The organism is Paracoccus benzoatiresistens, assembly GCF_026913015.1.
In the GTDB taxonomy this organism is placed as follows: domain Bacteria; phylum Pseudomonadota; class Alphaproteobacteria; order Rhodobacterales; family Rhodobacteraceae; genus Paracoccus; species Paracoccus benzoatiresistens.
Genome location: NZ_JAPTYD010000003.1, coordinates 216,848 through 233,765, shown reverse-complemented (window position 1 = coordinate 233,765; position 16,918 = coordinate 216,848). Strand labels below are relative to the sequence as shown.

Annotated in this window: 13 protein-coding genes; 4 read left to right on the top strand and 9 right to left on the bottom strand. The window is 66.4% G+C overall.

The window, feature by feature from the left end:
- The first annotated feature begins 86 nt into the window (after window positions 1-86).
- Window positions 87-1,064 carry a GlxA family transcriptional regulator gene (locus OU682_RS04585; RefSeq protein ID WP_268940881.1) on the top strand — a complete coding sequence of 326 codons (978 nt, stop codon included), beginning with the start codon at window positions 87-89 and terminating at the stop codon, window positions 1,062-1,064.
- A 54-nt stretch (window positions 1,065-1,118) separates the two neighbouring features.
- On the opposite strand, the gene OU682_RS04580 is transcribed toward OU682_RS04585, so the two are convergent.
- The 6 genes from OU682_RS04580 to OU682_RS04555 form a co-directional block, all read right to left on the bottom strand.
- Window positions 1,119-1,568: a F0F1 ATP synthase subunit epsilon gene (locus OU682_RS04580; protein WP_268940880.1), complete on the bottom strand. Its 450-nt coding sequence runs from the start codon at window positions 1,566-1,568 to the stop codon at window positions 1,119-1,121.
- Between the two features lie 9 nt (window positions 1,569-1,577).
- Window positions 1,578-3,002, bottom strand: coding sequence for a F0F1 ATP synthase subunit beta (gene atpD / locus OU682_RS04575; protein WP_268940879.1), 1,425 nt, complete (start codon window positions 3,000-3,002; stop codon window positions 1,578-1,580).
- An 18-nt stretch (window positions 3,003-3,020) separates the two neighbouring features.
- Entirely contained in the window at window positions 3,021-3,899 is an 879-nt protein-coding gene (locus tag OU682_RS04570) for a F0F1 ATP synthase subunit gamma (RefSeq protein ID WP_268940878.1), read from the bottom strand.
- Between the two features lie 12 nt (window positions 3,900-3,911).
- The gene (atpA, locus tag OU682_RS04565) at window positions 3,912-5,447 is read right to left on the bottom strand and encodes a F0F1 ATP synthase subunit alpha (protein WP_268940877.1); all 1,536 of its coding nucleotides are present in this window, start codon (window positions 5,445-5,447) and stop codon (window positions 3,912-3,914) included.
- Window positions 5,447-6,013 (bottom strand): F0F1 ATP synthase subunit delta, encoded by a 567-nt coding sequence (locus tag OU682_RS04560; RefSeq protein ID WP_268940876.1) that lies wholly within the window; start codon window positions 6,011-6,013, stop codon window positions 5,447-5,449. The genes atpA and OU682_RS04560 overlap by 1 nt, the downstream gene beginning before the upstream one ends.
- A gap of 461 nt (window positions 6,014-6,474) precedes the next feature.
- On the bottom strand, window positions 6,475-7,302 hold the full coding sequence (locus tag OU682_RS04555; protein WP_268940875.1) for a class I SAM-dependent methyltransferase: 828 nt from the start codon (window positions 7,300-7,302) through the stop codon (window positions 6,475-6,477).
- A 58-nt stretch (window positions 7,303-7,360) separates the two neighbouring features.
- Between OU682_RS04555 and gloB the strand changes: the two genes are divergently transcribed.
- Complete coding sequence (gene gloB / locus OU682_RS04550; RefSeq protein WP_268940874.1) at window positions 7,361-8,107, top strand: hydroxyacylglutathione hydrolase; 747 nt, start codon at window positions 7,361-7,363, stop codon at window positions 8,105-8,107.
- A gap of 211 nt (window positions 8,108-8,318) precedes the next feature.
- Complete coding sequence (gene clpA, locus OU682_RS04545; protein WP_268940873.1) at window positions 8,319-10,640, top strand: ATP-dependent Clp protease ATP-binding subunit ClpA; 2,322 nt, start codon at window positions 8,319-8,321, stop codon at window positions 10,638-10,640.
- A 61-nt stretch (window positions 10,641-10,701) separates the two neighbouring features.
- On the opposite strand, the gene OU682_RS04540 is transcribed toward clpA, so the two are convergent.
- The 3 genes from OU682_RS04540 to OU682_RS04530 form a co-directional block, all read right to left on the bottom strand.
- Window positions 10,702-11,385 (bottom strand): aminotransferase class IV family protein, encoded by a 684-nt coding sequence (locus OU682_RS04540; protein WP_268940872.1) that lies wholly within the window; start codon window positions 11,383-11,385, stop codon window positions 10,702-10,704.
- 281 nt (window positions 11,386-11,666) lie between these two features.
- A complete protein-coding gene (gene mfd / locus OU682_RS04535; protein ID WP_268940905.1) occupies window positions 11,667-15,119 on the bottom strand; it encodes a transcription-repair coupling factor in 3,453 nt (1,150 codons plus the stop codon).
- A 36-nt stretch (window positions 15,120-15,155) separates the two neighbouring features.
- Window positions 15,156-15,728: a hypothetical protein gene (locus OU682_RS04530; RefSeq protein ID WP_268940871.1), complete on the bottom strand. Its 573-nt coding sequence runs from the start codon at window positions 15,726-15,728 to the stop codon at window positions 15,156-15,158.
- Window positions 15,729-15,819: 91 nt separating this feature from the next.
- On the opposite strand from OU682_RS04530, the gene hemB reads away from it, so the two are divergent.
- Window positions 15,820-16,824, top strand: coding sequence for a porphobilinogen synthase (hemB, locus tag OU682_RS04525; protein ID WP_268940870.1), 1,005 nt, complete (start codon window positions 15,820-15,822; stop codon window positions 16,822-16,824).
- Window positions 16,825-16,918 lie beyond the last annotated feature (94 nt).

Genomic DNA, 16,918 nt, shown 5'->3' with positions numbered 1-16,918 from the left:
GAAGGCGGACTCCGGACAGCTTAGCTCCTCTTGCGGCAGGCGAAAATCCCTGCTGATGTGGCCCGATTACGCGCGAAGACAGCCCCATGCCCTCCGAAAAACCACGCCGATTCACGTTCCTTCTGCTGGATCGCTTCACCATGCTGCCCTTCACCGCGGCGATCGAGCCCTTGCGGCTGGCCAATCGCGCCTCGGGCAGGCAGCTTTACAGCTGGCGGCTGGTGGGGCCGGGAAAGGATCAAGCGACCTGCTCGAACGGGACAAGGGTCATCCTGGACGCCTCGCTTGACGCCGAGATCGCCTCCGAACGCGACGACGTTGTCATCGTCTGCGGAGGCACCGACATCGCGCGGGAGGCAACAAAGCCCGTGCTGAATTGGCTGCGCAAGCAGGCGCGCGGCGGGGCGACGGTGGGCGCGGTCTGCACCGGCGCCTGGATCCTGGCCGAGGCGGGCCTGCTGGACGGACGCAAGGCCACGATCCACTGGGAAAACCACGACGGCTTTGCCGAGGCCTTCCCCGAGGTCGATCTGTATCGTTCGGTCTTCGTCAATGACGGCAACCGGCTGACGGCGGCGGGCGGCACGTCCTCGATAGACCTGATGCTTCACCTGATCGCCGAGGCGCATGGCGATTTCCTGGCGACCGAGGTTGCCGACCAGATGCTGCATACCGCGATCCGAACCGACCAGGACCGCCAGCGCCTGTCGATCCCGACGCGGATCGGCGTGCGCCATCCGCGCCTTGCCGCCGTGATCGCGCGCATGGAGGCGAACCTGGAGGAACCGATCAGCCCGGCGCAACTGGCGGCGGATGCGGGCATGTCCACGCGGCAGCTGGAACGGCTGTTCCGCCGTTACCTGAACCGCAGCCCCAAGCGGTACTACATGGAAACGCGACTGGCGCGGGCGCGCAACCTGCTGATGCAGACCGAACTGCCGATCATCGAGGTCGCGCTGGCATCGGGCTTTTCCAGCCCGTCGCATTTTTCCAAGTGCTACCGTGCACAGTACGGCAGCACGCCCTATCGCGAACGCGGCACCGGGGCGGCCGCCCCGACATAGGAAAGCCCCGGCGCGGGATGCCGCGCCGGGGCCTGTGTTGAACGCCGGACGGGATCAGTCCGGGAAGCTCGAATGGTTCGGGTCCAGGCCGATATGGGTGCCCAGGGCCTCCATATCCGCCAGCAGCTTGGCGGCTGCCGTGACCACATCCTCGCCTGCCGCGTCGCGCTTGGTTTCCGCGGCGCGGCGGTTGCGATGCGCATCGGCCATCATCTCGTTGAAGATCTCTTGCGTGATCTCCTCGCGACGGTGGCCGCGCTCGGCCAGAAGGCTGACCGAATCGCCGTTGATCTCGACGAAGCCTCCGGTCACCGCGAATTCCGTCGCAGCGCCGTCGGCGCCGATCACCGTGACCAGGCCCGGCCGCAGCGTGACGATAGTCGGCGCATGGCCGGGCATGGCGGTCAAGTCGCCATCCGTGCCCGGCAGGCGCACCTCGCGCACGGGAACGGAGACAAGGCTCCGTTCCGGCGACACGAGATCGAACTGCATGGTATCGGCCATCCTGCCCCCTTACGCGGCTTCAGCCGCGAGACGCTGGGCTTTCGCCTTCACCTCTTCGATGTCGCCGACCATGTAGAAGGCGGCTTCGGGCAGGTGGTCGTATTCACCGGCAACCACGGCCTTGAACGAGGCGATGGTCTTTTCCAGCGGAACCTGGACGCCGTCCGAACCGGTGAAGACCTTTGCCACGTCGAAGGGCTGCGACAGGAAGCGCTGGATTTTCCGGGCGCGGGCCACGGTCAGCTTGTCCTCTTCCGACAGTTCGTCCATGCCAAGGATGGCGATGATGTCCTGCAGCGACTTGTATTTCTGCAGAATACCCTGGACGTCGCGGGCGACCTGATAGTGCTCCTCGCCCACGACGGCGGGGTCGAGGATACGGCTGTTCGAGTCTAGCGGGTCCACGGCCGGGTAGATGCCCAGTTCCGAGATCGCACGCGACAGAACGGTCGTGGCGTCGAGGTGGGCGAAGGTCGTGGCAGGCGCGGGGTCGGTCAGGTCGTCGGCCGGAACGTAGACGGCCTGGATCGAGGTGATCGAGCCGTTCTTGGTCGAGGTGATGCGTTCCTGCATCGCGCCCATGTCGGTGGCCAGCGTCGGCTGATAGCCCACGGCGGACGGGATCCGGCCCAACAGGGCCGACACTTCGGAACCGGCCTGCGTGAAGCGGAAGATGTTGTCCACGAAGAACAGAACGTCCGTCCCCGTCGCGTCACGGAACTGCTCGGCCACGGTCAGGCCGGTCAGGGCGACACGCATCCGGGCTCCCGGAGGCTCGTTCATCTGGCCATAGACCAGGGCCACCTGGCTTTCCGCCAGGTTGTCCGGCTTGATGACGCCCGATTCCACCATCTCGTGGTAAAGGTCGTTGCCCTCGCGGGTCCGTTCGCCAACGCCCGCGAACACGGAATAGCCCGAGTGCACCTTGGCGATGTTGTTGATCAGTTCCATGATCAGAACCGTCTTGCCGACGCCGGCGCCGCCGAACAGGCCGATCTTGCCGCCCTTGGAATAGGGGGCGAGCAGGTCGATGACCTTGATGCCGGTGACCAGGATCTCGGACGAGGTCGCCTGCTGCGAGAATTCCGGGGCAGGCTGGTGGATGGCGCGACGCTCGGCCACGGCCAGGGGGGCGCCCTCGTCGACGGGCTCGCCCACGACGTTCAGGATGCGACCCAGGGTCACGTCGCCGACCGGCACGGTGATCGGGCCGCCGGTGTCGGTCACGCGCTCGCCGCGGACCAGACCTTCGGTCGAGTCCATGGCGATGGTGCGGACGGTGTTCTCGCCAAGATGCTGGGCCACTTCCAGGATCAGCTTCTTGCCGTTGTTGGTGGTTTCCAGCGCGTTCAGGATCGCGGGCAGGTGATTGTCGAACTGCACGTCAACGACGGCGCCGATCACCTGCGTGATTTTACCAGTGGCCTCTGCCATGTCTTAAACCCCTTCGTGTCAGAGCGCCTCGGCGCCCGAAATGATTTCGATGAGTTCCTTGGTGATCGCAGCCTGACGCGAGCGGTTGTACTCGGTCGTCAGACGGTCGATCATCTCGCCCGCGTTGCGCGTGGCGTTGTCCATGGCCGTCATCCGCGCCCCCTGTTCGGAGGCCGCATTTTCCAGAAGCGCCGCAAAGACCTGCGTCGCGACCGAACGCGGCAGCAGGTCGGTCAGGATCGCCTCCTCGCCGGGTTCGTAATCGTACAGCGCCGAGGCACCGCCGATCGCTTCGCCCTCGGGCATCTCGGCCGGGATGATCTGGCGCGCGGTCGGAACCTGGCTGATCACCGATTCGAAGCGATTGTAGAACAGCGTCGCCACGTCGAAGTCGCCGGCCTCGAAGCGGTCCAGCACGTTGTCGGCGATGTCGCGGGCATTCTCATAGCCCAGGCGCTTCACCTCGGACATGTCGACATGTCCGACGAACAGGCTGCCGTATTCGCGCTTCAGCTGCTCGCGGCCCTTCTTGCCGACGGTCAGGATCGCGACGTCCTTGCCCTGCCCCCGCAGACGGTCGGCATGCTGCCGCGCCAGCTTGACGATGGTGCTGTTGAAGCCGCCGGCTAGGCCGCGCTCCGAGGTCATCACGACCAGCAGATACTTCTGGTCGGCGCCCGTCCCGGCCAGCAGGCGCGGCGCCGATTCCGAGCCGGCCGCATTCGCGGTCAGCCCGGCCATCACCGCCGCCATCCGGTCGGCATAGGGACGCGCGGCTTCCGCCGCGTCCTGCGCACGGCGCAGCTTCGCGGCGGCGACCATCTGCATCGCCTTCGTGATCTTCCGCGTGTTCTTGACGCTTCCGATCCGGTTCTTGAGATCCTTGAGACTGGGCATCTATTCCCCCTCTCAGGCGCGGGTCTTGTTGTATGCGTCCAGAGCGGCCTTGATCGCTTCTTCCAGATCGCCCGAGACCTTGCGGTCGTTGCGGGTAATGTCGTCCAGCAGGTCGGCCTTCTGGTTGCGCAGGAACTGGATCAGCCCGTCTTCCCAGGCGACCACATCCTTGACCGGAACGTAGTCGATATAGCCCTTGGTGCCGGCATAGATGACGATCACGATCTCGGCGTTGGTCAACGGCCGGTACTGCGGCTGCTTCATCAGCTCGGTCAGGCGCGAACCGCGGTTCAGCAGACGCTGCGTCGCGGCATCGAGGTCCGAACCGAACTGCGCGAAGGCCGCCATCTCGCGGTACTGGGCCAGTTCCAGCTTGACCGGACCGGCGACGGATTTCATCGCCTTGGTCTGGGCAGCCGAGCCCACGCGGGAAACGGACAGACCGGTGTTCACGGCCGGACGGATGCCCTGGAAGAACAGTTCGGTTTCCAGGAAGATCTGGCCGTCGGTGATCGAGATCACGTTGGTCGGGATATAGGCCGATACGTCGCCCGCCTGCGTCTCGATGATCGGCAGCGCGGTCAGCGAGCCTGCGCCATTGGCCTCGTTCAGCTTGGCCGAACGCTCCAGCAGGCGCGAGTGCAGGTAGAACACGTCGCCCGGATAGGCTTCACGCCCGGGCGGACGGCGCAGCAGCAGCGACATCTGGCGATAGGCCACGGCCTGCTTGGACAGGTCGTCATAGATGATCAGCGCGTCCATGCCGTTGTCGCGGAAGTATTCGCCGATCGCGGTGCCCGAATAGGGCGCCAGGAACTGCATCGGCGCGGGGTCCGAGGCGGTCGCGGCCACGACGGTCGTGTAGGCCATGGCGCCGGTTTCTTCCAGCTTCTTGACCAGCTGGGCGACGGTCGAACGCTTCTGACCCACGGCGACGTAGATGCAGTGCAGCGTCTTCATGCCCTCGGCCTCGCGGCCGTTGTAGTTCTGCTGGTTCAGGATCGTGTCCAGCACGATGGCGGTCTTGCCGGTCTGGCGGTCGCCGATGATCAGCTCGCGCTGGCCGCGGCCGACGGGGATCATGGCGTCCACCGACTTGAGGCCCGTGGCCATCGGCTCGTGCACCGACTTGCGCGGCATGATGCCCGGAGCCTTGACGTCGGCGATGCGGCGCTCGGTGTAGTCGATCGGGCCCTTGCCGTCGATCGGGTTGCCAAGCGCGTCCACGACGCGGCCCAGCAGGCCCTTGCCGACGGGCACGTCCACGATGGACCGCGTGCGCTTGACGGTGTCGCCTTCCTTGATGTCGCGGTCGTCGCCGAAGATCACGATGCCGACGTTGTCGGTTTCAAGGTTCAGCACCATCCCCCGGACGCCGCCGGGAAATTCCACCATTTCGCCGGCCTGCACCTTGTCCAGGCCATAGACACGCGCGATGCCGTCGCCCACGGACAGCACCTGGCCGACCTCGGCCACCTCGGCCTCCTGGCCGAAATTCCTGATCTGATCCTTGAGGATGGCCGAGATTTCGGCAGCCTGGATTCCCATTATCCGACCTCTTTCATAGCATTCTGGAGGGAGGCGAGCTTCGAGCGGATCGAGCTGTCGATCATCTGCGAGCCCAGCTTGACGATCATGCCGCCGATGAGGGTCTCATCGACGCGCGTGTTCAGTTTGATTTTCTTGCCCGACTTCGCGGCCAGCGTTTCGCGCAGGCGCGCCTGCTGGTCGTCGGTCAGCGCCACGGCGCTCGTGACATCGGCGGTCATCTCGCCACGCTCTTCGGCGATCAGGGCCTGCAAGCGGCGCACCAGTTGCGGCAGCACGAACAGGCGGCGGTTCCGGGCCATCAGTTGCAGCGTGTTCGCCAGGACCGGCGAAAAGCCCATTCGCTGCGCCAGCGCGGCAATGGCGCGGGACTGCTGTTCGCGCGAATAGATGGGCGAATTGATCAGGTCGCGCAGATCGGCGCTGTCGTCCAGCGCCGCGCGCAGATCCTCGGCCTGCTGGGCCAGAGCGTCCAGCCCCCCGTCATCCTTGACGATATCGAAGACGGCCTGCGCATAGCGCCCGGCGATGCTCTGGGACATGGAAACAGAGTTGGCCACGGTCATCCTTTACGGTTTGCGCAAACCCCGCCGGCGGGCCGGCGATCCTGCCGGTCTGTCGCGGGGTGCGGGTCGCATTCGCACGGCTTTCGGGAGGCCGTTGTGAAATCTGCGGCGTCCTTAGCAGGTGAAACCGGCTCGGGCAACCGGCTAGAATACGGAAATGAGAAGGATTGCGACCTTCGGATCGGGACGATTCAGGGCGCAGGGGAAAGCGGGACGGCGGATGCGAAAAACCGAGGCCGTCATGGCCTGCCAGCAGGACCCTCACCCCAGCCATGAACAACCCGGGGTGGACGGCCGCCCTTGCGGTCGGCACGCCACGCCGGGCGCACTGGCTACGATACAAGGCAGGCTTTTTCCGGTTCGGGTCACGATCGGCACGGCGAAACGGAAGACTTGTTAACAACAGGCTACCAGGTACACCCCCTGATATATGCGACTTCGCTGCAGTGCGGCAGTTCACCTTATGGACAGGTTTCGCCTGATTCGACCGCGGGTTCCGGTCGCTCCTTCTGGAGATGCTGCAAGTTTCGTCCCAGCGGCGCGCGCGATGGCCGCGGTCTGGCGACCCCGTCCAGGATCTCCAGCGGGCTTGGGACATGGACGCGCCGGTCGGGACCCATCGGGGCGCGGACCTGCTTGGAAAGCTCGATCAGCACCACGCCCGCGATCAGCACCCGGCTGATGCGCGTGCCCGTGCGTTCCCACATCTGCGCGCTGCCCAGCCAGAAGCGGCGGTCCGAGGGCGGGATATAGACGGCCGAGCCATGCCAGTCCGGCACGAAGCCCGCGCGGCGGGCCTGTGTCTCGATCTGTCCGCTGGTATAGCTGCGGCCAAAGCCGAAGGGCGTGCGGTCGGACGCCGCCCACAGCCCCGCGCGGTTCGGCACCATGACCATCATCCGCCCGCCGGGACCCAGCACCCGCCAGGCCTCGGCCAGCAGGGCGGCGGGATCGTCGCTGGTTTCCAGCCCGTGCAGGATCACCAGCCGGTCCACGCTGCCGGTTTCCAGCGGCCAGGCGGTTTCGTCGCAGAGCACGCTGTGGTTCGGCATTCCCGCCGGCCACGCCATCACGCCTTGCGGTCCTGGCATCAGGGCGGTGACGCGCCGGGCCGTCGGCAGATACGGCCTCAGCATCGGGGCGGCGAAACCGAAGCCCGCGACATTCATGCCGGTGCAGCCCGCCGGCGGCCAGCGCGTCACCAGCCGGTCGCGCAGGATGCGCTGCACGACGCGCCCGAGCGCGCGCTGATAATAGAAGCTGCGAAGATCCGCGATATCGTGGTGCATTGCGCCCCAGCCCAGCTTTTGTCAGGCTCGACCTCATCACAGGAAGAGGGTTTTGCCAATGCCGCTGGAATTGGTCACATTGCGTTGCCTGAAGGACAATTACGCCTATCTGCTGCATGGCGAGGAAGGCACGGTCCTGATCGACGCGCCCGAGGCCGCGCCGATCCTGCGCGAGCTTGCGGAGCGGGACTGGAGCCTGTCGGCGATCCTGCTGACCCACCATCACGCCGACCATACCGATGGCGTGGCCGGGATCGTGCGCGACACCGGCGCGATGGTGATCGGCGCGGCAGCCGATGCGCACCGCCTGCCGCCGCTGGATCTGCGCGTCGCCCCGGGCGAGCCGCTGGAGGCCCTGGGCGAGCCCGTCGAGATCATCGACGTCTCAGGCCATACGGTCGGCCATGTCGCCTTCCATTTCCCCCAGTCGGGCGTGGCCTTCACTGCCGACAGCCTGATGGCGCTTGGCTGTGGCCGCCTGTTCGAGGGAACGGCCGCGATGATGTGGGACAGCCTACAGCGCCTGAACGCCCTGCCCGCCGAGACGCTGATCTGCTCGGGCCACGACTATTGCGCGGGCAACGGCGCCTTCGCACTGTCGGTCGATCCCGGCAACCAGGGGTTGCGCGACCGGCTGAAGGCCGTGCAGGAGGCCCGCCAGCCCTGCGCGCCCGCCCCGCTTGCCCTGGAACGCGACACCAACCCCTTCCTGCGCGTCGCCGCATTGCGCCCGTCCCTGGGCATGGAGAACGCCTCGGACGCCGAGGTTTTCGCGCGGCTGCGATCCATGAAGGACGCGTTCTGACAGGTCCGTGAAGGCGCCGTTCCGGGGGTCGCGCTTGAAATCCGCCCAGGGGCGCATCACATCTGCCTCAACTGTGGGAAAATCGCGGCATCCGCGTGAAAAAGCACTTGATGCCGGCTGATTTCCACCAAATCTTAACTGTATCGTGACAGTCTGGGCAGGTGGGTACAAGATATGCCCATACCGCCAGTCGACTGGACAGGAGACGACCGTGCCAAGTTTCTCGACTTCCCTGGAACAGGCCATTCACCAGGCGCTTGCACTGGCGAACGAACATCGACACGAGCTTGCAACGCTTGAACACCTGCTGCTGGCCCTGACCGAGGAACCGGACGCGGTCAAGGTGATGCGGGCCTGCAATGTCGATCTGGATGAATTGCGCAAGCTGCTGATCGACTTCATCGAAGACGATCTTTCGACCCTCATCACCGATGTCGAAGGGTCCGAGGCCGTGCCGACTGCCGCGTTCCAGCGGGTGATCCAGCGCGCGGCCATCCATGTCCAAAGCTCGGGCCGGCAAGAGGTAACGGGCGCCAACGTGCTGGTCGCGATCTTTGCGGAACGCGAATCCAACGCCGCCTTCTTCCTGCAGGAAATGGACATGACCCGTTACGACGCGGTCAACTTCATCGCGCATGGCGTGGCGAAGAACCCGTCCTTCAACGAATCCCGCAAGGTCGTGGGGTCCGACGAACCCGAACAGAAGCAGGCCGAGACCGCTCAGGAGTCCAAGGACGAGACTGCCCTTGGCAAGTACTGCGTCGACCTGAACGCCAAGTCCAAGAAGGGCGACGTTGACCCGCTGATCGGCCGCGAGGCCGAGGTCGAGCGCGCCATCCAGGTCCTGTGCCGCCGCCGAAAGAACAACCCGCTGCTGGTGGGCGATCCGGGGGTGGGCAAGACCGCCATCGCCGAAGGCCTTGCGCTGAAGATCACGCGGGGCGAGACGCCGGACGTGCTGGCGGGCGCCACCATCTTCTCGCTGGACATGGGCGCGCTGCTGGCGGGGACCCGCTATCGCGGCGACTTCGAGGAACGCCTGAAGGCCGTCGTGAAGGAGCTTGAGAACCATCCCGACGCGATCCTGTTCATCGACGAGATCCACACCGTGATCGGTGCCGGGGCGACCTCGGGCGGCGCGATGGATGCCTCGAACCTGCTGAAGCCCGCGCTTGCGGGCGGCAAGCTGCGCTGCATGGGCTCGACCACCTACAAGGAATATCGGCAGCACTTCGAAAAGGACCGGGCGTTGTCGCGGCGGTTCCAGAAGATCGACGTGAACGAGCCCTCGGTGGCCGATACCATCAAGATCCTGATGGGCTTGAAGCCCAGTTTCGAGAAGCACCACGACCTGCGCTATACCAACGACGCGATCAAGTCGGCGGTGGAACTGGCCAGCCGCTATATCAACGACCGCAAGCTGCCCGACAGCGCCATCGACGTGATCGACGAGGCGGGCGCGGCCCAGCACCTGGTCAGCGAAAGCAAGCGCCGCAAGACGATTTCGCCGAAGGAGATCGAGGCCGTCGTGGCCAAGATCGCCCGCATCCCGCCCAAGAACGTCAGCAAGGACGATGCCGAGGTTCTGCGCGACCTGGAAGCGACCCTGAAGCGCGTGGTCTTCGGCCAGGATGCGGCGATCACCGCGCTGTCCTCGGCCATCAAGCTGGCGCGGGCGGGCCTGCGCGAGCCCGAGAAGCCCATCGGCAACTATCTGTTCGCGGGGCCCACGGGCGTCGGCAAGACCGAGGTTGCGAAGCAGCTGGCTTCGACCCTGGGCGTGGAACTGCTGCGCTTCGACATGTCGGAATACATGGAGAAGCACGCCGTTTCCCGCCTGATCGGCGCGCCTCCGGGCTATGTGGGCTTTGATCAGGGCGGCATGCTGACCGACGGCGTGGACCAGCACCCGCATTGCGTGCTGCTGCTGGACGAGATCGAGAAGGCGCATCCGGATGTCTACAACATCCTGCTGCAGGTGATGGACCACGGAAAACTGACTGATCACAACGGCCGGCAGGTGGATTTCCGCAACGTGATCCTGATCATGACCTCGAATGCGGGCGCGTCCGACATGCAGAAGGCCGCGATCGGCTTCGGTCGCGACAAGCGCGAAGGCGAGGATACCGCCGCCATCGAGCGGACCTTCACGCCCGAGTTCCGCAACCGCCTGGACGCGATCATCAGCTTTGCGCCGCTGTCGCGCGAGGTGGTGGTCCATGTGGTCGAGAAGTTCGTGCTGCAGCTTGAAGCGCAGCTCATGGATCGCAACGTCCATATCGAACTGACGCCCGAGGCCGCCGACTGGCTGGCCGAAAAGGGCTATGACGACAAGATGGGCGCCCGTCCCCTGGGCCGCGTGATCCAGGAGAACATCAAGAAGCCGCTGGCCGAGGAACTGCTGTTCGGCCGGTTGACCAAGGGCGGCGTGGTCCGCGTGAAGATCGAAGACGACAAGCCCGTCTTCGATATCACCGGCCCCGACGCTCCGCGCATCGGCAAGTCGAAGACTCCGCTGCTGACGGCGGACTGATCGCCGCGCCTTATCCCGAAGCCCCGCCTCGACCCTGTCGCGGCGGGGCTTTCCTTTGGGATCAGCAGGCGCTGCGTACCAGCCTGTCTTGCAAGCCCCCGCTGCAGGGGGTGACCAGACGCGCGGGGATCAGACCCCGCAAGGCGTTCCCCATCAGAAGAGGACCCTCCATCAGGTCATCGGGCGTCAGCATCGCTTCGAGCGCCCTGCCCTCCTCGATCAGCGCGGCCCTCAGCACGCCCGGCAGCAAGCCGCAGGCCAAGGGCGGCGTCAGCAGGCGACCATCCCGGCAGAGGAACAGGTTGGTGATCGTTCCCTCGCAGACCTCGCCCCGCTCATTCAGCAAGATCGTCTCGTCGATGCCGTCAGGCATCGCCGCCCTCGCCCGGTCGTAGATCGGCCGGTTCGAGGTCTTGATTCGCACCCAAGCGTCCCCGCTGTCGATCCGCACGCCCGAGATATCGACCCGCCATTCAGGGGGATGGGCTGGCAGCGGCTGATGCACCAGCTCGACCGCGCCGTCGCCCGCAACGCTCAGCCGCAGGCGCAGCGCCTTGCCCGCCGGCAGGCGGGACAGCCGATCCAGCACCTGCTTTTCGTCCAGCGGAAAGCCGACCGCCACGCAGTCGCGCCGCAACCGCTGCAGGTGCAAGGGCCACAGCCGGATGCGGCCGTCCGCATCCCGCCGCATCGTTTCGATGACGGTCAGCCCTTCGGGGAGAGGTCCAGGAATGCGGCCTTGCAAGATGCTTCCTCTCCTTCCGGTCCGGCGCCTGTGGCATGGGTTATGCCGCCGCGACCGTCACCGCAAGCGAACGGCTACCGGACACCGTGTCCGCCCCGCCGGGTCCGCCGCAGCGATTGCGCCGCAGTGGCTGCCGCGAGATGCGTCCTCCCGCCCGGCCATGATCCTCCATGGCACGGATCTTCGGGGCGCCCGCGATCGAACGGCAAGGAAACCGCGCAGGCAGGACATCGGTCAGGCGCCCCCCCGGCGGAAGCGGCCGGCCCGTCCGCAACCGCCGTTCAGGCTAACTTGGCGGCCTTGGCCTTGGCCGCCAGGTCGCGCGCGATGGCGAAGGCGCCCTTGATGCGGTCGGCATCCGTCTTCCAGTCGCGGGCCACGAAGATCTTGTTGTCGGTGACTTTGGCCTGCCCGTGCTGGTCGGTCAGGAATTCGACCAGCCCCGCAGGGTTGGGGAACTTGTCCAAGTGGAACTGGATGGTCGCCCCCTTGGGTCCCGCGTCAAGCCGCGCGATATTGGCCCGCTTGGCCATCGCCTTGATGCGGATGACCAGAAGCAGGGTGTTCACCTCTCTGGGCAGTTCCCCGAAGCGGTCGATCAGTTCAGCGGCAAAGCCTTCCAGTTCCACCTTGGTCGTGAGGCCGGACAGGCGCCGGTACAATCCAAGCCGCACATCCAGGTCAGGGATGTAGTTTTCCGGGATCGTGACTGGCACGCCCAGGTTCAGCTGCGGCGCCCATTCGTCTTCTGGCGTGCCCTCGATCTCGCCCGATTTCAGCTTGGCGATCGTCTCCTCCAGCATCTGCTGGTAAAGTTCGAAGCCGACCTCCTTGATATGGCCCGACTGCTCCTCGCCCAGCAGGTTGCCGGCCCCGCGCAGGTCCAGATCCTGGCTGGCGAGGTTGAAGCCCGCGCCGAGCCCGTCGATCGACCCCAGGAACTTCAGCCGGCGCATGGCCTGCGGCGTCAGCGGCTGGCGCGGCTTGGTGGTCAGATAGCAATAGGCCCGGGTCTTGGAACGGCCCACGCGCCCCCGGATCTGGTAAAGCTGCGCCAGCCCGAACATGTCGGCGCGCCAGACGATCATCGTGTTGGCGGTCGGGATGTCCAGGCCGCTTTCCACGATGGTCGTGGCCAGCAGCACGTCATGGCTGCCGTCGTAGAAGGCATTCATCCGCTGGTCCAGATCGCCCGCCGCAAGCTGGCCGTGGGCGACGACATAGCTGACCTCGGGCATGTTTTCCTGCAGCCAGTGCTCGACTTCCGGCAGGTCGGTCAGGCGCGGGACGACGAAGAAGCTTTGCCCACCCCGATATTTCTCTCGAAGCAGGGCCTCTCGGACGGTCACGCTGTCGAATTCGCTGACATAGGTGCGGATCGACAGGCGGTCCACCGGCGGCGTGCCGATCACCGACAGGTCGCGCACGCCGGTCAGGGACAGTTGCAGCGTGCGCGGGATGGGGGTGGCGGTCAGCGTCAGGACATGGATGTCGCTGCGCAACTCCTTCAGGCGTTCCTTGTGGGCCACGCCGAAATGCTGCTCCTCGTCGATGATCAGCAGGCCGAGGTTCTTGAACCGGACCCCCTTGGCCAGCACCGCATGGGTGCCGACGACAATATCGACCGTGCCGTCGGACAGCCCCTCGCGCGTTTTGGCCGCATCCTTCGCGCTGACAAAGCGCGACAGCGGCCGCACGCAGATCGCCGTGCCGCGGAAGCGTTCGGCGAAGGTCTTGAAATGCTGCCGCGCCAGCAGCGTGGTGGGCGCAACGACCGCGACCTGCATCCCCTGGCTGGCGGCGATGAAGGCCGCGCGCATCGCGACCTCGGTCTTGCCGAAGCCCACGTCGCCCACGATCAGCCGGTCCATCGGGCGGCCGGCGGAGAGATCCTCGACCACGTCGTCGATGGCGGACAACTGGTCGTCGGTCTCGCTGTAGGGGAAGCGGGCGGCGAATGCCTGCCAATCGTGATCCTCCGGCTCCAGCACCGGGGCCGCGCGCAGCAGGCGTTCGGCGGCGACCCGCATCAGCTTGTCGGCGATCAGCTTGATGCGTTCCTTGAGGCGGGCTTTCCGCGCCTGCCAGGCCCCGCCGCCAAGCCGGTCCAGCAGGCCTTCCTCGTGCCCGTAGCGGCTGAGCAGCTCGATATTCTCGACCGGCAGGTAAAGGCGATCCCCGCCCGCATATTCCAGCGCCACGCAGTCATGCGGAACGCCCATGGCCTTGATCGTCTCAAGGCCTGTATAGCGACCGATGCCGTGCTCGACATGGACAACCAGATCGCCCGGCGACAGGCTGGTGGTGTCCTTCAGGAAATTGTCGGCCCGGCGCTTCTTCTTCGCCCCCCGGATCAGCCGGTCGCCCAGCACGTCCTGTTCCGAAATCACGGCCAGCTTGCCAAGCGCCTGCCCGTCGGCGACGAAGCCTTCGTCCAGCGGCCAGACCGCAAGGCCGACCGTGCCGGGCTTGTCGGCCAGTTCGCGGATGTCGCCGATGGCCTTGCTGCCCGTCATCCCTTCATCGGCCAGAAGGCCCGACAGGCGCTCCCGCGCCCCGTCCGAGAAGCTTGCGATCACAACCCGGTGATCCTTGGAAAGGGCCTTCACATGGTCGGCCAAGGCTTTGAACAGGTTGATGCTTTCAGCCTGCCGTTCCGGCGCGAAGTTGCGCCCGACGCGTCCACCCGCATCCAGCACCCCCGGCCCCGGCGGCTGCGGTAGGACCGTCAAGCGCAGCGTGCGGTGGCGCGACAGCCAGTCGTTCCACTCGTCCTCGGCCGGGAACATACGGTCGGGCGGCACGGGCTTGTAGACCGTGTCGCTGCGGCCCTTGGCGGCCATTGCGGCGCGGCGCGCCTCGAACTGTTCGCGGATCATGCCGCGCCGGGCGTCGATCACCTGCCCCACATGGTCGTCCAGCGCCACCGAGGCGCCGGGCAGATAGTCGAACAGGCTTTCCATCCGGTCGTGGAACCAGGGCAGCCAGTGTTCCATCCCCGCCGTCTTGCGGCCCGTGCTGACGCTTTCATAAAGTGGGTCGTTCGTGCCGCCGCCATATTCCGTGCGGTAGTTCTGGCGAAAGCGGGTGATCGCGTCCTCGTCCAGGATCACCTCGGACATGGGCGCAAGCTCGATCCGCGACAGCTTTTCGGTGGTGCGCTGCGTTTCGGTGTCAAACCTGCGCGCGCCGTCCAGCACGTCGCCGAACAGATCCAGCCGCACGGGACCGGATTCGCCCGGCGGGAAGATGTCGATGATGCCGCCCCGCACGGCATAGTCGCCCGGCTCCGTCACGGTGGGCGATTGCGAAAAGCCCATCCGGACCAGGAAATCGCGAAGCGCGCCTTCGTTGATGCGATCGCCCACGCGGGCGACGAAGCTCGCGTCGGCGACCAGATTGCGCGCGGGCACCCGCTGCAGCACGGCGTTCAGCGTGGTCAGCAGCACGAAGGGCCCCTTGACCGCCCCCTGCGCCAGCCCGGCCAGCGTCGCCATGCGCGCGGCCTGGATGTCGGGCGAGGGAGAGACGCGGTCATAGGGCGTCGTATCCCATGCCGGGAAATCCAGCACCGCAAGGTCCGGCGCCATGAAGGCCAGCGCCGCGCGCATTGCGGCCATGCGACGGTCGTCGCGGGCGATGTGGATCACGGGGGCGCCACGCGCGGCCTCGCGCGCGATCAGGGCGGCGTCATAGCCTTCGGGCGCGCCGGAAAGAATAAGGTGTTCGGCCATGGGGGTCAGGTAAAGCGCCACGCGGCGGAGTCAAGTTCAGAAGCCGTAGGGATGAACCAGGGACCACAGCGCCCCCCACATCGCCGTGACGGCCACCGCCGCCATGGACAGCGCCGTGACCAGCCGCCGATGGATGACCATGCGCCGCACGGCCTCGGCCGCGGCCTTGGGGATCGGCTGCGCCCCCTGCTCGGCGGCCTCCAGCAGCGGCAGCAGGCGGCGGGCCAGGGTCACGCGCATCCAGAACAGGATCGCGAAGGGCAGAAGCAGCAGGAAGGCCGCCAACGCCAGTTCCAGCGCATAGCCGATGCCCAGGATCGCCAGGGAGGTCAGCACGAACCCTGTCAGCCCCAGGAAAACCGCCCCCTCGCGCGCGCCAAGCCGCCAGCGTGGCAGCAGCAGCGACAACCAATCCAGCAGGTGCAGCATGGCGGGGGATTCGCCCTCGCCCGCCTTGACCGCCATGCGGGCGCGGCTGACGATCTCGGTCGGGACGCCGATCACGCTGCGGCCGGCCACGGACCAGGTGCCGATCACCACGAGCCAATACCAGACCGTGCCAAAGGACCTGCTGTCCAGAAAGCCGATCAGGCTGTCGAATTGAGGCACGCGGGCTTCCTTGTCCTTGGTCGCGGGCGACCTTAGAACGGTGACGGGCAAAGGAAAAGCCGTCCCTCGCCCGGACATGAAGGAGCCTGCCATGCCGACGCCGACCATCGCCCCCTTCCCCGCCTCGCGGCTGCGCCGCCTGCGCCGCACGCCCGCGATCCGCGCCATGGTGTCGGAATGCGACGTGACGCCCGCGAACCTGATCTGGCCGATCTTCGTGACCGAGGTTCCGGGGGCCGAGGGCGAGATCGGGTCCATGCCCGGCGTCGAGCGCCTGACGCTGGACGGTGCGCGCCGCGCGGCGGAACGGGCCGCAACACTGAACATCCCGGCCATCTGCATCTTTCCCCATTCGGACCAGGATCTTAAGACCGAAACCTGCGAACGCGCATGGGACCCCGACAATATCGGCAACCGCGCCATCCGGGCTGTCAAGGAAACCGTGCCGGAACTGGCGGTGATGACGGACATCGCGCTGGACCCCTATAACGCCAATGGCCACGACGGCATCGTCGTGAACGGCGAGATCCTGAACGACGAGACGGTCGAGGCCCTGGTCCGCATGGCCCTGGTCCAGGCGGAAAGCGGGGCGGACATCCTGGGCCCCAGCGACATGATGGACGGGCGCATCGGCGCGCTGCGGGCGGCGCTGGAAAAGGCGGGACACAAGCACACGGCGATCCTGTCCTATGCGGCCAAGTTCGCCTCCAGCTTCTATGGCCCGTTCCGGGACGCGGTCGGCGCCTCGGGGCGGCTGGTGGGCGACAAGAAGACCTACCAGGTCAACCCCGCCAACCGCGGAGAGGCGATCCGCTGCGTCGCCCGCGACCTGGCCGAGGGCGCGGACATGGTCATGGTCAAGCCGGGCATGCCCTATCTGGACATCTGCCGCGCGGTTAAGGACCAGTTCGGCGCGCCCACCTTCGCCTATCAGGTCAGCGGCGAATACGCGATGCTGGAGGGCGCGATCCGCAACGGCTGGCTGTCGCGGGACGCGATGTTCGAAAGCCTGCTGTGCTTCCGCCGCGCGGGCTGCGACGGGATCCTCACCTATTTCGCGCCGCTGGTGGCCGAGGCGATCGCGGCGCGCGCCTGACGGGCAGGCGGTCTGTCGCCCGGGCCCTTGCGGGGCGGGTGACAGATCGCCCGAAATCTCCTAACATCCGCCCCAAAATGCCGGGTCATCCGGC

Bases quoted from the DNA above. Each gene is read 5' to 3' on its own strand.
- hemB (WP_268940870.1), top strand. From the start codon at position 15,820: ATGCCGACGCCGACCATCGCCCCCTTCCCCGCCTCGCGGCTGCGCCGC.
- OU682_RS04555 (WP_268940875.1), bottom strand. From the start codon at position 7,302: ATGCACCACGATATCGCGGATCTTCGCAGCTTCTATTATCAGCGCGCG.
- OU682_RS04560 (WP_268940876.1), bottom strand. From the start codon at position 6,013: ATGACCGTGGCCAACTCTGTTTCCATGTCCCAGAGCATCGCCGGGCGC.
- gloB (WP_268940874.1), top strand. From the start codon at position 7,361: ATGCCGCTGGAATTGGTCACATTGCGTTGCCTGAAGGACAATTACGCC.
- atpA (WP_268940877.1), bottom strand. From the start codon at position 5,447: ATGGGAATCCAGGCTGCCGAAATCTCGGCCATCCTCAAGGATCAGATC.
- atpD (WP_268940879.1), bottom strand. From the start codon at position 3,002: ATGGCAGAGGCCACTGGTAAAATCACGCAGGTGATCGGCGCCGTCGTT.
- OU682_RS04585 (WP_268940881.1), top strand. From the start codon at position 87: ATGCCCTCCGAAAAACCACGCCGATTCACGTTCCTTCTGCTGGATCGC.
- OU682_RS04580 (WP_268940880.1), bottom strand. From the start codon at position 1,568: ATGGCCGATACCATGCAGTTCGATCTCGTGTCGCCGGAACGGAGCCTT.
- OU682_RS04570 (WP_268940878.1), bottom strand. From the start codon at position 3,899: ATGCCCAGTCTCAAGGATCTCAAGAACCGGATCGGAAGCGTCAAGAAC.
- mfd (WP_268940905.1), bottom strand. From the start codon at position 15,119: ATGGCCGAACACCTTATTCTTTCCGGCGCGCCCGAAGGCTATGACGCC.